Raw genomic sequence first — 16377 nt, forward strand, 5'->3', positions numbered from 1 at the left:
CCGTTGCTCTTACTCGGATTCGTAAGCCGTGAAAACAGCAACCTCCGTCTGGCCAGTTCGGATGTGAACCTCACAGAGGTCTTTTCTCGTTACCAGCGCCGCCACTACGGCGGTGATACAGATGACGATCAGGGCGACTATCATCGCCTTATGCTGCTTCATTGCTCTCTTATCCTTGACCTTACGGTCAGTAAGAGGCACTCTACATGTGTTCTGCATATAGGGGGCCTCGGGTTGATGGTAAAATATCACTCGGGGCTTTTCTCTATCTGCCATCCAGCTAATGCCTGAGACAGACAGCCTCAAGCACCCGCCGTTATTATACCGCTCTCTTTAATCCATTCTGTTTTATCGATTCTAATCCTGAAGACGCCTCGCATTTTTATGGCGTAATTTTTTAAGGATTCAATTAGTTAACGTTGATTTAGCTTTTTATTGCGATTATTGACGATAAATTGGAGATATTTGAAATATCGCCTTAACAAACAGCTCCGGTTTATTGCAAATTAATTATTACTTATTCCGAATAAACCCCTCAGAAATCTTGACATTAAGCTATGATTATCAGGGCTTGAGGTCATCAGCCACCGCTTTCGGGCGCCAAAAACACTCCCTCTGCTGGTGACGCAATCTTCTTTATAGATCGTTAAAAGCGAATTATTCCTACACTATAATCTGATTTTAACGATGATTCGCGCAGAGTAAAATAGTAAAAACGATCTATTCACCTGAAAGAGAAATAAAAAGTGAAACATCTGCATCGATTCTTTAGCAGTGATGCCTCGGGAGGCATTATTCTCATCATTGCCGCTGTTCTGGCGATGATTATGGCCAACAGCGGTGCAACCAGTGGATGGTATCACGACTTTCTTGAGACGCCGGTTCAGCTGCGGGTAGGTTCTCTTGAAATCAATAAAAACATGCTGTTATGGATAAATGACGCGCTAATGGCGATATTTTTCCTGTTAGTTGGTCTGGAAGTTAAACGCGAGCTGATGCAAGGATCGCTGGCCAGTTTACGCCAGGCTGCGTTTCCGGTTATTGCCGCAATCGGCGGGATGATTGTCCCGGCATTGCTCTATTTGGCCTTTAACTACGCCGATCCTATCACTCGTGAAGGGTGGGCAATCCCGGCAGCGACTGATATTGCCTTTGCCCTCGGTGTCCTGGCGTTATTGGGAAGTCGTGTACCATTAGCACTGAAGATCTTTTTGATGGCGCTGGCTATTATCGACGATCTTGGAGCCATCATTATCATCGCCTTGTTTTACACTAATGACTTGTCGATGGCCTCTCTTGGCGTTGCAGCTGTAGCAATTGCGGTGCTCGCGGTGCTGAACATTTGTGGTGTTCGCCGCACGGGAGTTTATATTCTGGTCGGCGTGGTGTTGTGGACTGCAGTGTTGAAATCAGGCGTCCACGCAACGCTGGCAGGCGTCATTGTCGGTTTCTTTATTCCATTGAAAGAGAAGCATGGTCGTTCTCCAGCGAAGCGCCTGGAGCATGTATTGCATCCGTGGGTGGCTTATCTGATTTTGCCGCTGTTTGCTTTTGCCAATGCCGGCGTTTCTCTGCAAGGCGTGACGCTGGATGGCCTGACCTCCATCCTGCCATTAGGGATCATCGCCGGTTTGCTGATTGGCAAGCCGTTGGGTATTAGTTTGTTCTGCTGGCTGGCGCTGCGTTTGAAACTGGCGCATTTGCCGGAGGGAACCACTTATCAGCAAATTATGGCGGTTGGTATCCTGTGTGGTATCGGTTTTACTATGTCTATCTTTATCGCCAGCCTGGCCTTTGGTAGCGTAGATCCAGAACTGATTAACTGGGCGAAATTGGGCATTCTGGTTGGCTCAATCTCTTCGGCGGTAATTGGATATAGCTGGTTACGCATTCGTTTACGTCCATCAGTTTGACTGGACGATGTTCCGGGGAGCCATAAATGGCTCCCTTTTCATTCTTATCAGGGAGAGAAATGAGCATGTCTCATATCAATTACAACCACTTGTATTACTTCTGGCATGTCTACAAAGAAGGCTCTGTGGTTGGCGCAGCGGAGGCGCTTTATTTAACACCACAAACCATTACCGGACAGATCCGGGCGCTGGAAGAGCGCCTGCAAGGGAAATTATTTAAGCGTAAAGGACGCGGTCTGGAACCCAGTGAACTGGGGGAACTGGTCTATCGCTATGCCGATAAAATGTTCACGCTAAGCCAGGAAATGCTGGATATCGTCAACTATCGCAAAGAGTCCAACTTATTGTTTGATGTTGGTGTGGCTGATGCCCTTTCCAAACGCCTGGTCAGCAGTGTTCTGGATGCCGCAGTTGTAGAAGACGAGCAGATTCATCTACGCTGTTTCGAATCGACGCACGAGATGCTGTTAGAGCAGTTGAGTCAGCATAAGCTGGATATGATCATCTCTGACTGTCCGATCGACTCCACCCAACAAGAAGGGCTGTTTTCCATGAAAATTGGCGAGTGTGGCGTCAGTTTCTGGTGCACTAACCCGCTGCCGGAAAAGCCGTTTCCTGCCTGTCTGGAAGAGCGTCGTTTACTTATTCCGGGGCGTCGCTCAATGTTGGGACGCAAGCTATTAAACTGGTTTAACTCTCAGGGCTTAAACGTGGAAATTCTGGGGGAGTTTGATGATGCGGCGTTGATGAAAGCCTTTGGGGCGACGCATAACGCTATTTTCGTTGCGCCTTCGCTGTATGCCAATGATTTTTATAATGATAACTCGGTTGTGGAGATTGGGCGAGTTGAGAATGTCATGGAAGAGTACCATGCGATTTTTGCCGAAAGGATGATTCAACACCCTGCGGTACAGCGTATTTGCAATGCTGATTACTCTGCGCTGTTTACGCCAGCCGCGAAATAACCATTCGTACTTTGCAGGCTGCAGTTTTGGCCTGCTGGAGACATAAAAAAACCCGCTTACGCGGGTTTTTTTACAAAGCTGACAACAAAAGGCGATTAAGCCAGTTTGTTGATCTGCGCAGTCAGGTTAGCCTTATGACGTGCAGCTTTGTTTTTGTGGATCAGACCTTTAGCAGCCTGACGGTCCACGATCGGTTGCATTTCGTTAAATGCTTTCAGTGCAGCAGCTTTGTCGCCAGCTTCGATAGCTGCGTATACTTTCTTGATGAAAGTACGCATCATAGAGCGACGGCTTGCGTTGTGCTTACGAGCCTTTTCAGACTGAATGGCGCGCTTCTTAGCTGATTTGATATTAGCCAAGGTCCAACTCCCAAATGTGTTCTATATGGACAATTCAAAGGCCGAGGAATATGCCCTTTTAGCCTTCTTTTGTCAATGGATTTGTGCAAATAAGCGCCGTTAATATGGCGGCGCTCGTTACGTAGTGATGGCGCAGGATTCTACCAGTTTGCGTGGTGTGAATACAGCTTTTCCGCGATAAAATTGCAGCAGGTCGTTAGTTTCTTACCGTGATTTGCGCCATGGCAATGAAAAGCCACTTCTTTCTGATTTCAGTACTCAATCGCCGGTTAACCTTGACCGCTGTACAAGGTATACTCGGACGATTTTCACTGTTTTGAGCCAGACATGAAGCTGATACGCGGCATACATAATCTCAGCCAGGCCCCGCAAGAAGGGTGTGTGCTGACTATTGGTAATTTCGACGGCGTGCATCGCGGTCATCGCGCGCTGTTGCAGGGGTTGCAGGAAGAAGGGCGCAAGCGCAACTTACCGGTGATGGTGATGCTTTTTGAGCCTCAACCGCTGGAACTGTTTGCTACCGATAAAGCTCCGGCACGCCTGACCCGACTGCGGGAAAAACTGCGTTACCTCGCAGAGTGCGGCGTGGAGTATGTGCTGTGCGTGCGTTTCGACAGGCGTTTTGCGGCGCTGACGGCGCAAAACTTTATCAGCGATCTACTGGTAAAGCATTTGCGGGTAAAATTTCTGGCTGTTGGTGATGATTTCCGCTTTGGCGCTGGTCGTGAAGGTGATTTCTTGTTATTACAGAAAGCTGGCGCGGAATACGGCTTCGACATCACCAGTACGCAAACTTTTTGCGAAGGCGGCGTGCGTATCAGCAGTACCGCTGTGCGTCAGGCATTGGCAGATGACAACCTTGCTCTGGCGGAAAGTTTATTGGGGCACCCGTTTGCCATCTCCGGGCGCGTTGTCCACGGTGATGAGTTAGGGCGCACCATTGGTTTCCCGACGGCGAATGTACCGCTACGCCGTCAGGTCTCCCCGGTGAAAGGGGTTTATGCGGTGGAAGTGCTGGGCCTCGGTGAAAAGCCGTTACCCGGCGTTGCAAACATCGGCACGCGCCCAACGGTTGCAGGTATCCGCCAGCAGCTGGAAGTGCATTTGTTAGATGTTGCAATGGACCTGTACGGTCGCCATATACAAGTAGTGCTGCGTAAAAAAATACGCAGTGAGCAGCGATTTGCGTCGCTGGACGAACTGAAGGCGCAGATTGCGCGTGATGAATTAACCGCCCGCGAATTTTTTGGGCTAACAAAACCGGCTTAAGCCTGTTATGTAATCAAACCGAAATACGGAACCGAGAATCTGATGAGTGACTATAAATCAACCCTGAATTTGCCGGAAACAGGGTTCCCGATGCGTGGCGATCTCGCCAAGCGCGAACCGGGAATGCTGGCGCGTTGGACTGATGATGATCTGTACGGCATCATTCGTGCGGCTAAAAAAGGCAAAAAAACCTTCATTCTGCATGATGGCCCTCCATATGCGAATGGCAGCATTCATATTGGTCACTCGGTTAACAAGATTCTGAAAGACATAATCATCAAGTCCAAAGGGCTTTCCGGTTATGACTCGCCATATGTGCCTGGCTGGGACTGCCACGGTCTGCCAATCGAGCTGAAAGTAGAGCAAGAATACGGTAAGCCGGGTGAGAAATTCACCGCCGCCGAGTTCCGCGCCAAGTGCCGCGAATACGCTGCGACCCAGGTTGACGGTCAGCGCAAAGACTTTATCCGTCTGGGCGTGCTGGGCGACTGGTCGCACCCGTACCTGACCATGGACTTCAAAACTGAAGCCAATATCATCCGCGCGCTGGGCAAAATCATCGGCAACGGTCACCTGCACAAAGGTGCGAAGCCGGTACACTGGTGCGTTGACTGCCGTTCTGCGCTGGCTGAAGCGGAAGTTGAGTATTACGACAAAACCTCTCCGTCCATCGACGTTGCTTTCCAGGCAGTCGATCAGGATGCGCTGAAAGCGAAATTTGGCGTCAGCAACGTTAACGGCCCAATCTCGCTGGTTATCTGGACTACTACGCCGTGGACTCTGCCTGCAAACCGCGCAATCTCCATTGCACCTGATTTCGACTATGCGCTGGTGCAGATCGACGGTCAGGCCGTGATTCTGGCGAAAGATCTGGTTGAAAGCGTAATGCAGCGTATCGGCGTGACCGATTACACCATTCTCGGCACGGTAAAAGGTGCGGAGCTGGAACTGCTGCGCTTTACCCATCCGTTTATGGGCTTCGACGTTCCGGCAATCCTCGGCGATCACGTTACGCTGGATGCCGGTACGGGGGCTGTTCACACCGCGCCTGGCCACGGCCCGGACGACTATGTGATTGGGCAGAAATATGGCCTGGAAACCGCTAACCCGGTTGGCCCGGACGGCACTTATCTGCCGGGTACTTACCCGACTCTGGATGGTGTGAACGTCTTCAAAGCGAACGACATTGTCGTTGCGCTGCTACAGGAAAAAGGCGCGCTGCTGCACGTTGAGAAAATGCAGCACAGCTATCCGTGCTGCTGGCGTCACAAAACGCCGATCATCTTCCGTGCAACGCCGCAGTGGTTCGTCAGCATGGATCAGAAAGGTCTGCGTGCACAGTCACTGAAAGAGATCAAAGGCGTGCAGTGGATCCCGGACTGGGGTCAGGCGCGTATCGAGTCGATGGTCGCTAACCGTCCTGACTGGTGTATCTCCCGTCAGCGTACCTGGGGCGTACCGATGTCGCTGTTCGTGCACAAAGACACTGAAGAGCTGCATCCGCGTACCCTCGAACTGATGGAAGAAGTCGCTAAACGCGTTGAAGTTGACGGCATCCAGGCGTGGTGGGATCTCGATGCGAAAGAAATCCTCGGCGACGAAGCTGACCAGTACGTGAAAGTGCCGGATACGCTGGACGTGTGGTTTGACTCCGGATCTACCCACTCTTCCGTTGTTGACGTGCGTCCGGAATTTGCCGGTCACGCAGCGGATATGTATCTGGAAGGTTCAGACCAGCACCGTGGCTGGTTCATGTCTTCCCTGATGATCTCCACCGCGATGAAGGGCAAAGCGCCGTATCGTCAGGTACTGACCCACGGCTTTACCGTGGATGGTCAGGGTCGCAAGATGTCTAAATCCATCGGCAACACTGTTTCGCCGCAGGATGTGATGAACAAACTGGGCGCGGATATTCTGCGTCTGTGGGTGGCATCAACCGACTACACCGGCGAAATGGCCGTTTCTGACGAGATCCTGAAACGTGCTGCTGACAGCTATCGTCGTATCCGTAACACCGCACGCTTCCTGCTGGCAAACCTCAATGGTTTCGATCCGGCAAAAGATATGGTGAAACCGGAAGAGATGGTGGTACTGGACAGATGGGCCGTGGGTTGTGCGAAAGCGGCTCAGGAAGACATCATCAAGGCGTACGAAGCATACGATTTCCACGAAGTGGTACAACGTTTGATGCGCTTCTGTTCCGTTGAGATGGGTTCCTTCTACCTCGACATCATCAAAGACCGTCAGTACACCGCGAAAGCGGATAGCGTTGCGCGTCGTAGCTGCCAGACTGCGCTGTATCACATCGCAGAGGCGCTGGTTCGCTGGATGGCGCCGATCCTCTCCTTCACCGCTGATGAAGTGTGGGGCTACCTGCCGGGCGAACGTGAAAAATACGTCTTCACCGGTGAGTGGTACGAAGGCCTGTTTGGTCTGGCAGACAGCGAAGCGATGAACGATGCGTTCTGGGACGAGTTGTTGAAAGTGCGTGGCGAAGTGAACAAAGTCATTGAGCAAGCGCGTGCCGACAAGAAAGTGGGTGGCTCGCTGGAAGCGGCAGTAACCTTGTATGCAGAACCGGAACTGGCGGCGAAACTGACCGCGCTGGGTGATGAATTACGATTTGTCCTGTTGACCTCTGGCGCTGCCGTTGCAGACTATAACGACGCACCTGCTGATGCGCAGCAGAGCGAAGTACTCAAAGGGCTGAAAGTCGCGTTGAGTAAAGCCGAAGGTGATAAGTGCCCACGCTGCTGGCACTACACCCAGGATGTCGGCAAGGTGGCGGAACACGCAGAAATCTGCGGCCGCTGTGTCAGCAACGTCGCCGGTGACGGTGAAAAACGTAAGTTTGCCTGATGAGTCAATCGATCTGTTCAACAGGGCTACGCTGGCTGTGGCTGGTAGTGGTCGTGCTGATTATCGATCTGGGCAGCAAATACCTGATCCTCCAGAACTTTGCTCTGGGGGATACGGTTCCGCTGTTCCCGTCGCTTAATCTGCATTATGCGCGTAACTATGGCGCAGCGTTTAGTTTCCTTGCCGATAGCGGCGGCTGGCAGCGTTGGTTCTTTGCCGGTATTGCGATTGGTATTAGTGTGATCCTGACGGTGATGATGTATCGCTCGAAGGCTACGCAAAAGCTAAACAATATCGCTTACGCGCTGATTATTGGCGGCGCACTGGGCAACCTGTTCGACCGCCTGTGGCACGGCTTTGTGGTCGATATGATCGACTTCTACGTCGGCGACTGGCATTTCGCCACCTTCAACCTCGCCGATAGCGCAATCTGTGTCGGTGCGGCATTGATTGTGCTGGAAGGTTTTTTGCCTTCGAAAGCGAAAAAACAATAATAAACCCTGCCGGATGCGATGCTGACGCATCTTATCCGGCCTACCGATTGCTGCGAAATCGTAGGCCGCATCCGGCAAAAATCCTCAAATACAAGAGCAAACCTGCATGTCTGAATCTGTACAGAGCAATAGCGCCGTCCTGGTGCACTTCACGCTAAAACTCGACGATGGCACCACCGCCGAGTCTACCCGCAACAACGGTAAACCGGCGCTGTTCCGTCTGGGTGATGCTTCTCTTTCTGAAGGGCTGGAGCAACACCTGCTGGGGCTGAAAGTGGGCGATAAAACCACCTTCTCGCTGGAGCCAGATGCGGCGTTTGGCGTGCCGTCACCGGACCTGATTCAGTACTTCTCCCGCCGTGAGTTTATGGATGCAGGCGAGCCAGAAATTGGTGCAATTATGCTTTTTACCGCAATGGATGGCAGTGAGATGCCTGGCGTGATCCGCGAAATTAACGGTGACTCCATTACCGTTGATTTCAACCATCCGCTGGCCGGGCAGACCGTTCATTTTGATATTGAAGTGCTGGAAATCGATCCGGCACTGGAGGCGTAACATGCAGATCCTGTTGGCCAACCCACGTGGTTTTTGTGCCGGGGTAGACCGCGCTATCAGCATTGTTGAAAACGCGCTGGCCATTTACGGCGCACCGATATATGTCCGTCACGAAGTGGTACACAACCGCTACGTGGTTGATAGCCTGCGCGAGCGTGGGGCTATTTTTATTGAGCAGATCAGCGAAGTGCCGGACGGCGCGATCCTGATTTTCTCTGCGCATGGCGTTTCCCAGGCAGTACGTAACGAAGCAAAAAGCCGCGATTTGACGGTGTTTGATGCTACCTGTCCGCTGGTGACCAAAGTGCATATGGAAGTCGCCCGCGCCAGCCGTCGTGGCGAAGAATCTATTCTCATCGGTCACGCCGGGCACCCGGAAGTGGAAGGGACAATGGGTCAGTACAGCAACCCGGAAGGGGGAATGTATCTGGTCGAATCGCCAGACGATGTGTGGAAACTGACGGTCAAAAACGAAGAGAAACTTTCCTTTATGACCCAAACCACGCTGTCGGTGGATGACACGTCTAATGTGATCGACGCGCTGCGTAAACGCTTCCCGAAAATTGTCGGTCCCCGCAAAGATGATATCTGCTACGCCACTACCAACCGTCAGGAAGCGGTACGCGCCCTGGCAGAGCAGGCGGAAGTTGTGTTGGTGGTCGGTTCGAAAAACTCCTCTAACTCCAACCGTCTGGCGGAACTGGCACAGCGTATGGGCAAACGCGCGTTTTTAATTGACGATGCGGCAGATATCCAGGAAGAGTGGGTAAAAGAAGCGAAATGCGTCGGTGTGACCGCTGGCGCATCAGCTCCGGATATTCTGGTACAGAACGTAGTCGCACGTTTACAGCAGCTTGGCGGTGGCGAAGCCATACCGCTGGAAGGCCGTGAAGAAAACATTGTTTTCGAAGTACCGAAAGAGCTGCGTGTCGATATTCGTGAAGTTGATTAAGTCATTAGCAGCCTAAGTTATGCGAAAATGCCGGTCTCGTTACCGGCATTTTTTATGGAGAAAACATGCGCTTGCCTATTTTTTTGGATACCGATCCAGGTATCGACGATGCCGCAGCGATTGCTGCCGCGATCTTTGCCCCACAACTCGATCTCCAACTGATGACGACTGTCGGAGGCAATGTCTCGGTGCATAAAACTACCCGAAATGCGCTGCAATTGCTGCATTTCTGGAATGCGGATATCCCACTCGCCCAGGGGGCGGCAACACCGCTAGTTCGCGCACCGCGTGATGCGTCTTATGTTCATGGCGAATCCGGCATGGAAGGTTATGACTTCGTTGAGCACAATCGGAAACCACTGGAGAAACCGGCGTTTCTGGCGATTCGTGATGCGCTAATGTGCGCGCCAGAACCGATTACGTTGGTGGCGATCGGCCCGTTGACGAATATCGCGCTATTGCTTTCACAGTGCCCGGAATGCAAACCACATATTCGTCGTCTGGTCATCATGGGTGGTTCTGCCGGTCGTGGAAATTTCACGCCAAATGCCGAGTTTAATATTGCTATTGATCCTGAAGCGGCGGCCCAGGTCTTCCAGAGCGGGCTGGAGATTGTGATGTGTGGCCTGGACGTTACCAATCAGGCGATGCTCACTCCCGAATACCTCACCACACTGCCGGAATTGAATCGCACCGGAAAAATGCTTCATGCACTGTTTAGCCACTACCGCAGCGGCAGTATGCAAAGTGGCCTGCGAATGCACGATCTCTGTGCCATTGCCTGGCTGGTGCGCCCGGACTTGTTCACTCTCAAGCCGTGTTTTGTGGCGGTAGAAACGCAGGGTGAATTTACTGCAGGTACGACAGTCGTCGATATTGACGGTCGGCTGGATAAACCGGCAAATGTTCAGGTTGCGCTGGATCTGGATGTGAAAGGTTTCCAGCAGTGGGTGGCGGAGGTGCTGGCGCTGGCGCCGTAACCTGTCACATGTTATCGGCATGTAGTCATTCACTGACTCATGCCTTTCACTGATATCCCTCCCTGTTTATCATTAATTTCTAATTATCAGCGTTTTTGGCTGGCGGCGTAGCGATGCGCTGGTTACTCTGAAAACGGTCTATACAAATTAACAAAAGAGAATAGCTATGCATGATGCAAACATCCGCGTTGCCATCGCGGGAGCCGGGGGGCGAATGGGCCGCCAGTTGATTCAGGCGGCGTTGGCATTAGAGGGCGTGCAGCTTGGCGCGGCGCTGGAACGCGAAGGATCTTCTTTACTGGGCAGCGATGCTGGCGAACTGGCCGGTGCCGGGAAAACCGGCGTTATCGTACAAAGCAGCCTTGATGCTGTAAAAGATGATTTTGATGTATTTATCGATTTTACTCGTCCGGAAGGCACGCTGAATCATCTGGCCTTTTGTCGCCAACACGGCAAAGGAATGGTGATCGGCACTACGGGTTTTGACGAAGCAGGCAAACAGGCGATTCGTAATGCCGCCGAAGATATTGCGATTGTCTTTGCCGCCAACTTTAGCGTCGGTGTCAACGTCATGCTTAAGTTGCTGGAGAAAGCGACTCAGGTAATGGGTGACTACACTGATATCGAAATTATCGAGGCACATCATCGACATAAAGTCGATGCGCCGTCAGGCACCGCGCTGGCGATGGGGGAAGCGATTGCCCATGCGTTGGATAAAGATCTGAAAGATTGTGCCGTTTACAGCCGCGAAGGGCATACCGGTGAACGCGTTCCCGGAACGATAGGTTTTGCCACCGTCCGCGCCGGAGACATTGTGGGCGAGCATACTGCGATGTTTGCCGATATTGGTGAGCGTCTGGAGATTACCCATAAGGCTTCCAGCCGTATGACTTTTGCCAACGGTGCGGTAAGATCGGCTTTGTGGCTTAATAGCAAGAAAAGTGGTCTTTTTGATATGCGAGATGTGCTTAATCTCAACAGTTTATAGTTATAAAATACTGTCGATGACGAAAAAATAACTTATTTAATCTTATGATTTTACAGGTCTTTATTTTTAAGGCCTGTTATTTTTGTTGTTTGGTGATGGTTTTTTACTAATGAGTGAGAAAGTAAGTGTTTTGTGGCTGATAATTGTTGTTTTAATGTAAATTTTGACCATCTGGTCTACTTTTCTTCTCCGGTTTTTGCATTTACATATTCTTCTCGCTGCGCAAGCGTTTTCCAGACCTTGTTAGATGGTGTTTTTGTCGGTTAGTGCCCGTAAAACAGGAATGAGGCATAAAATTATATAATAAATCCCGCTGTTGAGTTGACTTTTAGCTCCCATATCTCCAGAATGCCGCCGTTTGCCAGAAATTCGTCGGTAAGCAGATTTGCATTGATTCATCGCATCATTGTGAATTAATATGCAAATAAAGTGAGTGAATATTCTCTGGAGGGTGTTTTGATTAAGTCAGCGCTATTGGTTCTGGAAGACGGAACCCAGTTTCACGGTCGGGCCATAGGGGCAACAGGTTCGGCGGTTGGGGAAGTCGTTTTCAATACTTCAATGACCGGTTATCAAGAAATCCTCACTGATCCTTCCTATTCTCGTCAAATCGTTACTCTTACTTATCCCCATATTGGCAATGTCGGCACTAATGACGCCGATGAAGAATCTTCTCAGGTACATGCTCAAGGTCTGGTGATTCGTGACCTGCCGCTGATTGCCAGCAACTTCCGTAATACCGAAGACCTCTCTTCTTACCTGAAGCGCCATAACATCGTAGCGATTGCCGATATCGATACCCGTAAGCTGACGCGTTTACTGCGCGAGAAAGGCGCACAGAACGGCTGCATCATCGCGGGCGACAACCCGGATGCGGCGCTGGCGTTAGAAAAAGCCCGCGCGTTCCCAGGCCTCAATGGTATGGATCTGGCAAAAGAAGTGACTACCGCAGAAGCCTATAGCTGGACACAAGGGAGCTGGACGCTGACCGGCGGCCTGCCAGAAGCGAAAAAAGAAGACGAGCTGCCGTTCCACGTCGTGGCTTACGATTTTGGTGCCAAGCGCAACATCCTGCGGATGCTGGTGGACAGAGGCTGCCGCCTGACCATCGTTCCGGCGCAAACTTCTGCGGAAGATGTGCTGAAAATGAATCCAGACGGCATCTTCCTCTCCAACGGTCCTGGCGACCCGGCCCCGTGCGATTACGCCATTACCGCCATCCAGAAATTCCTCGAAACAGATATTCCGGTATTCGGCATCTGCCTCGGTCATCAGCTGCTGGCGCTGGCGAGCGGAGCGAAGACCATCAAAATGAAATTTGGTCACCACGGCGGCAACCATCCGGTTAAAGATGTGGAGAAAAACGTGGTGATGATCACCGCCCAGAACCACGGTTTTGCGGTGGATGAAGCAACATTACCTGCAAACCTGCGTGTCACGCATAAATCCCTGTTCGACGGTACGTTACAAGGGATTCATCGCACCGATAAACCGGCGTTCAGCTTCCAGGGACACCCTGAAGCCAGCCCTGGGCCGCACGACGCAGCGCCGTTGTTCGACCACTTTATCGAGTTAATTGAGCAGTACCGTAAAACCGCTAAGTAATCAGGAGTAAAAGAGCCATGCCAAAACGTACAGATATAAAAAGTATCCTGATTCTGGGTGCGGGCCCGATTGTTATCGGTCAGGCGTGTGAGTTTGACTACTCTGGCGCGCAAGCATGTAAAGCCCTGCGTGAAGAGGGGTATCGCGTCATTCTGGTGAACTCCAACCCGGCGACCATCATGACCGACCCGGAAATGGCTGATGCGACCTACATTGAGCCGATTCACTGGGAAGTGGTACGCAAGATTATTGAAAAAGAGCGCCCGGACGCGGTGCTGCCAACGATGGGCGGTCAGACGGCGCTGAACTGCGCGCTGGAGCTTGAACGTCAGGGCGTGCTGGAAGAGTTCGGTGTGACCATGATTGGTGCTACCGCCGACGCGATTGATAAAGCAGAAGACCGCCGCCGTTTCGACGTGGCGATGAAGAAAATCGGCCTCGAAACCGCGCGTTCTGGTATCGCACATACTATGGAAGAGGCGCTGGCGGTTGCCGCTGAAGTTGGCTTCCCGTGCATCATTCGACCTAGCTTTACTATGGGCGGCAGCGGTGGCGGTATCGCCTATAACCGCGAAGAGTTTGAAGAGATTTGCGCCCGTGGTCTGGATCTCTCCCCGACCAAAGAGCTGCTGATTGATGAGTCGCTGATCGGCTGGAAAGAGTACGAGATGGAAGTGGTGCGTGATAAAAACGACAACTGCATCATCGTCTGCTCTATCGAAAACTTCGATGCGATGGGCATCCACACCGGTGACTCCATTACCGTGGCGCCAGCCCAGACGCTGACCGACAAAGAATATCAAATCATGCGTAACGCCTCGATGGCGGTACTGCGTGAAATTGGCGTTGAAACCGGCGGTTCCAACGTTCAGTTTGCGGTTAACCCGAAAAACGGTCGCCTGATTGTTATCGAAATGAACCCGCGTGTGTCGCGTTCTTCGGCGTTGGCATCGAAAGCCACCGGCTTCCCGATTGCCAAAGTGGCGGCGAAACTGGCGGTGGGTTACACCCTTGACGAGCTGATGAACGACATCACTGGCGGGCGTACTCCGGCCTCCTTCGAACCGTCCATCGACTACGTGGTTACTAAAATTCCTCGCTTCAACTTCGAGAAATTCGTCGGTGCTAATGACCGTCTGACCACCCAGATGAAATCGGTTGGCGAAGTGATGGCGATTGGTCGCACGCAGCAGGAGTCTTTGCAAAAAGCCCTGCGCGGCCTGGAAGTCGGTGCGACTGGCTTCGATCCGAAAGTGAGCCTCGACGACCCGGAAGCCCTGACCAAAATCCGTCGCGAACTGAAAGATGCAGGCGCTGAGCGTATCTGGTACATCGCCGATGCTTTCCGCGCGGGTCTGTCTGTAGACGGCGTTTTCAACCTGACCAACATTGACCGCTGGTTCCTGGTGCAAATTGAAGAACTGGTGCGTCTGGAAGAGAAAGTGGCAGAAGTGGGCATCACTGGCCTGAACGCTGACTTCCTGCGCCAGTTGAAACGCAAAGGCTTTGCCGATGCGCGTCTGGCAAAACTGGCGGGTGTGCGCGAAGCGGAAATCCGTAAGCTGCGCGACCAGTATGACCTGCATCCGGTCTACAAACGTGTGGATACCTGTGCGGCAGAGTTCGCCACCGACACCGCTTACATGTACTCCACTTATGAAGAAGAGTGCGAAGCGAATCCGTCTACTGACCGTGAAAAAATCATGGTGCTCGGCGGCGGCCCGAACCGTATCGGCCAGGGTATCGAATTCGACTACTGCTGCGTACACGCCTCGCTGGCGCTGCGCGAAGACGGTTACGAAACCATTATGGTTAACTGTAACCCGGAAACCGTCTCCACCGACTACGACACTTCCGACCGTCTCTACTTCGAACCGGTAACCCTGGAAGATGTGCTGGAAATCGTGCGTATTGAGAAGCCGAAAGGCGTTATTGTCCAGTATGGCGGTCAGACCCCGCTGAAACTGGCGCGTGCACTGGAAGCCGCTGGCGTGCCGGTTATCGGCACCAGCCCGGATGCCATCGACCGCGCGGAAGACCGTGAACGCTTCCAGCACGCGGTTGACCGTCTGAAACTGAAACAACCGGCTAACGCCACCGTTACGGCTATTGAAATGGCGGTTGAGAAGGCGAAAGAGATTGGCTACCCGCTGGTGGTGCGCCCATCTTACGTTCTCGGCGGTCGGGCGATGGAAATCGTCTACGATGAAGCCGACCTGCGCCGTTACTTCCAGACGGCGGTGAGTGTCTCTAACGATGCGCCGGTGCTGCTGGATCACTTCCTTGACGACGCGGTAGAAGTGGATGTTGACGCCATCTGCGACGGCGAAATGGTGCTGATTGGCGGCATCATGGAGCACATCGAGCAGGCGGGCGTGCACTCCGGCGACTCCGCATGTTCGCTGCCGGCGTACACCTTAAGTCAGGAAATTCAGGATGTGATGCGCCAGCAGGTGCAGAAACTGGCCTTCGAATTGCAGGTGCGCGGTCTGATGAACGTGCAGTTTGCAGTGAAAAACAACGAAGTTTACCTGATTGAAGTTAACCCGCGTGCGGCGCGTACCGTTCCGTTCGTCTCCAAAGCCACCGGTGTTCCGCTGGCGAAAGTGGCGGCGCGCGTCATGGCAGGGAAATCGCTGGCTGAGCAGGGCGTAACCAAAGAGGTTATTCCGCCGTACTACTCGGTAAAAGAAGTGGTGCTGCCGTTCAACAAATTCCCCGGCGTTGACCCGCTGTTAGGGCCAGAAATGCGCTCTACCGGGGAAGTGATGGGCGTTGGTCGTACCTTCGCTGAAGCGTTTGCTAAAGCGCAACTGGGCAGTAACTCCACCATGAAGAAACAGGGCCGTGCGCTGCTCTCCGTGCGTGAAGGCGACAAAGAACGCGTGGTTGATCTGGCGGCAAAACTGCTGAAACAGGGCTTCGAGCTGGATGCGACCCACGGCACGGCGATTGTGCTGGGTGAAGCGGGTATTAATCCGCGTCTGGTGAACAAGGTGCATGAAGGTCGTCCGCACATTCAGGATCGTATCAAGAATGGCGAATATACCTACATCATCAACACCACGTCAGGTCGTCGCGCGATTGAAGACTCCCGTGTGATTCGTCGCAGCGCGCTGCAATATAAAGTGCATTACGACACCACCCTGAACGGCGGTTTTGCTACTGCGATGGCACTGAATGCCGATGCGACCGAAAAAGTTATTTCGGTACAGGAGATGCACGCGCAGATCAAATAATAGCGTGTCATGGCAGATATTTTTTATCTGCCAATTTGATCGAATAACTAATACGGTTCTCTGATGAGAACCGTTTTTTTTACCAGTAAGGACAATCTTTCCTGGAAACTCTATTTTTGATGATGTAAGCAGGATTTAGCTCACACTTATTGACAGGGAAGTTGCATACTATCGATATATCCACAATTTTAATATGGC

General features: G+C 52.2%; 13 protein-coding genes and 1 pseudogene. 12 read left to right on the top strand and 2 right to left on the bottom strand.

Annotated features, from left to right (window positions below; translation table 11 throughout):
• Positions 1-9: 9 nt before the first annotated feature.
• Positions 10-162 carry a type I toxin-antitoxin system toxin MokC gene (gene mokC, locus WES_RS0120935; protein ID WP_000809168.1) on the bottom strand — a complete coding sequence of 51 codons (153 nt, stop codon included), beginning with the start codon at positions 160-162 and terminating at the stop codon, positions 10-12.
• A 584-nt stretch (positions 163-746) separates the two neighbouring features.
• On the opposite strand from mokC, the gene nhaA reads away from it, so the two are divergent.
• Both nhaA and nhaR read left to right on the top strand, forming a co-directional pair.
• Complete coding sequence (nhaA, locus tag WES_RS17715) at positions 747-1913, top strand: Na+/H+ antiporter NhaA (protein ID WP_000681376.1); 1167 nt, start codon at positions 747-749, stop codon at positions 1911-1913.
• A gap of 59 nt (positions 1914-1972) precedes the next feature.
• On the top strand, positions 1973-2878 hold the full coding sequence (nhaR, locus tag WES_RS17710; protein ID WP_000062880.1) for a transcriptional activator NhaR: 906 nt from the start codon (positions 1973-1975) through the stop codon (positions 2876-2878).
• 95 nt (positions 2879-2973) lie between these two features.
• On the opposite strand, the gene rpsT is transcribed toward nhaR, so the two are convergent.
• Positions 2974-3237, bottom strand: a complete 264-nt coding sequence (gene rpsT / locus WES_RS17705) for a 30S ribosomal protein S20 (RefSeq protein ID WP_001274019.1) — start codon at positions 3235-3237, stop codon at positions 2974-2976.
• A gap of 102 nt (positions 3238-3339) precedes the next feature.
• On the opposite strand from rpsT, the pseudogene WES_RS23895 reads away from it, so the two are divergent.
• The 10 genes and pseudogenes from WES_RS23895 (at position 3340) to carB (ending at position 16179) form a co-directional block, all read left to right on the top strand.
• A pseudogene (locus WES_RS23895) lies at positions 3340-3557 on the top strand (DUF2575 domain-containing protein).
• A 7-nt stretch (positions 3558-3564) separates the two neighbouring features.
• Positions 3565-4506, top strand: a complete 942-nt coding sequence (gene ribF / locus WES_RS17700) for a bifunctional riboflavin kinase/FAD synthetase (protein WP_016159418.1) — start codon at positions 3565-3567, stop codon at positions 4504-4506.
• A gap of 42 nt (positions 4507-4548) precedes the next feature.
• A complete protein-coding gene (gene ileS, locus WES_RS17695) occupies positions 4549-7365 on the top strand; it encodes an isoleucine--tRNA ligase (protein ID WP_016159417.1) in 2817 nt (938 codons plus the stop codon).
• Positions 7365-7859: a signal peptidase II gene (gene lspA / locus WES_RS17690; RefSeq protein WP_000083378.1), complete on the top strand. Its 495-nt coding sequence runs from the start codon at positions 7365-7367 to the stop codon at positions 7857-7859. The genes ileS and lspA overlap by 1 nt, the downstream gene beginning before the upstream one ends.
• Before the next feature lie 106 nt (positions 7860-7965).
• Entirely contained in the window at positions 7966-8415 is a 450-nt protein-coding gene (gene fkpB / locus WES_RS17685; RefSeq protein WP_000004655.1) for an FKBP-type peptidyl-prolyl cis-trans isomerase, read from the top strand.
• A 1-nt stretch (position 8416) separates the two neighbouring features.
• Positions 8417-9367, top strand: a complete 951-nt coding sequence (gene ispH, locus WES_RS17680) for a 4-hydroxy-3-methylbut-2-enyl diphosphate reductase (protein WP_016159416.1) — start codon at positions 8417-8419, stop codon at positions 9365-9367.
• Between the two features lie 65 nt (positions 9368-9432).
• Positions 9433-10347: a ribonucleoside hydrolase RihC gene (gene rihC / locus WES_RS17675; RefSeq protein ID WP_001239106.1), complete on the top strand. Its 915-nt coding sequence runs from the start codon at positions 9433-9435 to the stop codon at positions 10345-10347.
• 166 nt (positions 10348-10513) lie between these two features.
• Positions 10514-11335, top strand: coding sequence for a 4-hydroxy-tetrahydrodipicolinate reductase (gene dapB / locus WES_RS17670; protein ID WP_016159415.1), 822 nt, complete (start codon positions 10514-10516; stop codon positions 11333-11335).
• A gap of 456 nt (positions 11336-11791) precedes the next feature.
• Positions 11792-12940, top strand: a complete 1149-nt coding sequence (carA, locus tag WES_RS17665; protein WP_001589662.1) for a glutamine-hydrolyzing carbamoyl-phosphate synthase small subunit — start codon at positions 11792-11794, stop codon at positions 12938-12940.
• A gap of 17 nt (positions 12941-12957) precedes the next feature.
• Positions 12958-16179, top strand: a complete 3222-nt coding sequence (gene carB, locus WES_RS17660) for a carbamoyl-phosphate synthase large subunit (protein ID WP_016159414.1) — start codon at positions 12958-12960, stop codon at positions 16177-16179.
• Positions 16180-16377 lie beyond the last annotated feature (198 nt).

Source organism: Escherichia sp. KTE31 (genome assembly GCF_000407925.1).
Lineage (GTDB): Bacteria > Pseudomonadota > Gammaproteobacteria > Enterobacterales > Enterobacteriaceae > Escherichia > Escherichia ruysiae.

What these genes read in the sequence shown, in the direction of transcription:
- mokC (WP_000809168.1), bottom strand. Translation starts at nt 162, where the DNA reads ATGAAGCAGCATAAGGCGATGATAGTCGCCCTGATCGTCATCTGTATC.
- nhaR (WP_000062880.1), top strand. Translation starts at nt 1,973, where the DNA reads ATGAGCATGTCTCATATCAATTACAACCACTTGTATTACTTCTGGCAT.
- ribF (WP_016159418.1), top strand. Translation starts at nt 3,565, where the DNA reads ATGAAGCTGATACGCGGCATACATAATCTCAGCCAGGCCCCGCAAGAA.
- ileS (WP_016159417.1), top strand. Translation starts at nt 4,549, where the DNA reads ATGAGTGACTATAAATCAACCCTGAATTTGCCGGAAACAGGGTTCCCG.
- lspA (WP_000083378.1), top strand. Translation starts at nt 7,365, where the DNA reads ATGAGTCAATCGATCTGTTCAACAGGGCTACGCTGGCTGTGGCTGGTA.
- fkpB (WP_000004655.1), top strand. Translation starts at nt 7,966, where the DNA reads ATGTCTGAATCTGTACAGAGCAATAGCGCCGTCCTGGTGCACTTCACG.
- ispH (WP_016159416.1), top strand. Translation starts at nt 8,417, where the DNA reads ATGCAGATCCTGTTGGCCAACCCACGTGGTTTTTGTGCCGGGGTAGAC.
- rihC (WP_001239106.1), top strand. Translation starts at nt 9,433, where the DNA reads ATGCGCTTGCCTATTTTTTTGGATACCGATCCAGGTATCGACGATGCC.
- dapB (WP_016159415.1), top strand. Translation starts at nt 10,514, where the DNA reads ATGCATGATGCAAACATCCGCGTTGCCATCGCGGGAGCCGGGGGGCGA.
- carB (WP_016159414.1), top strand. Translation starts at nt 12,958, where the DNA reads ATGCCAAAACGTACAGATATAAAAAGTATCCTGATTCTGGGTGCGGGC.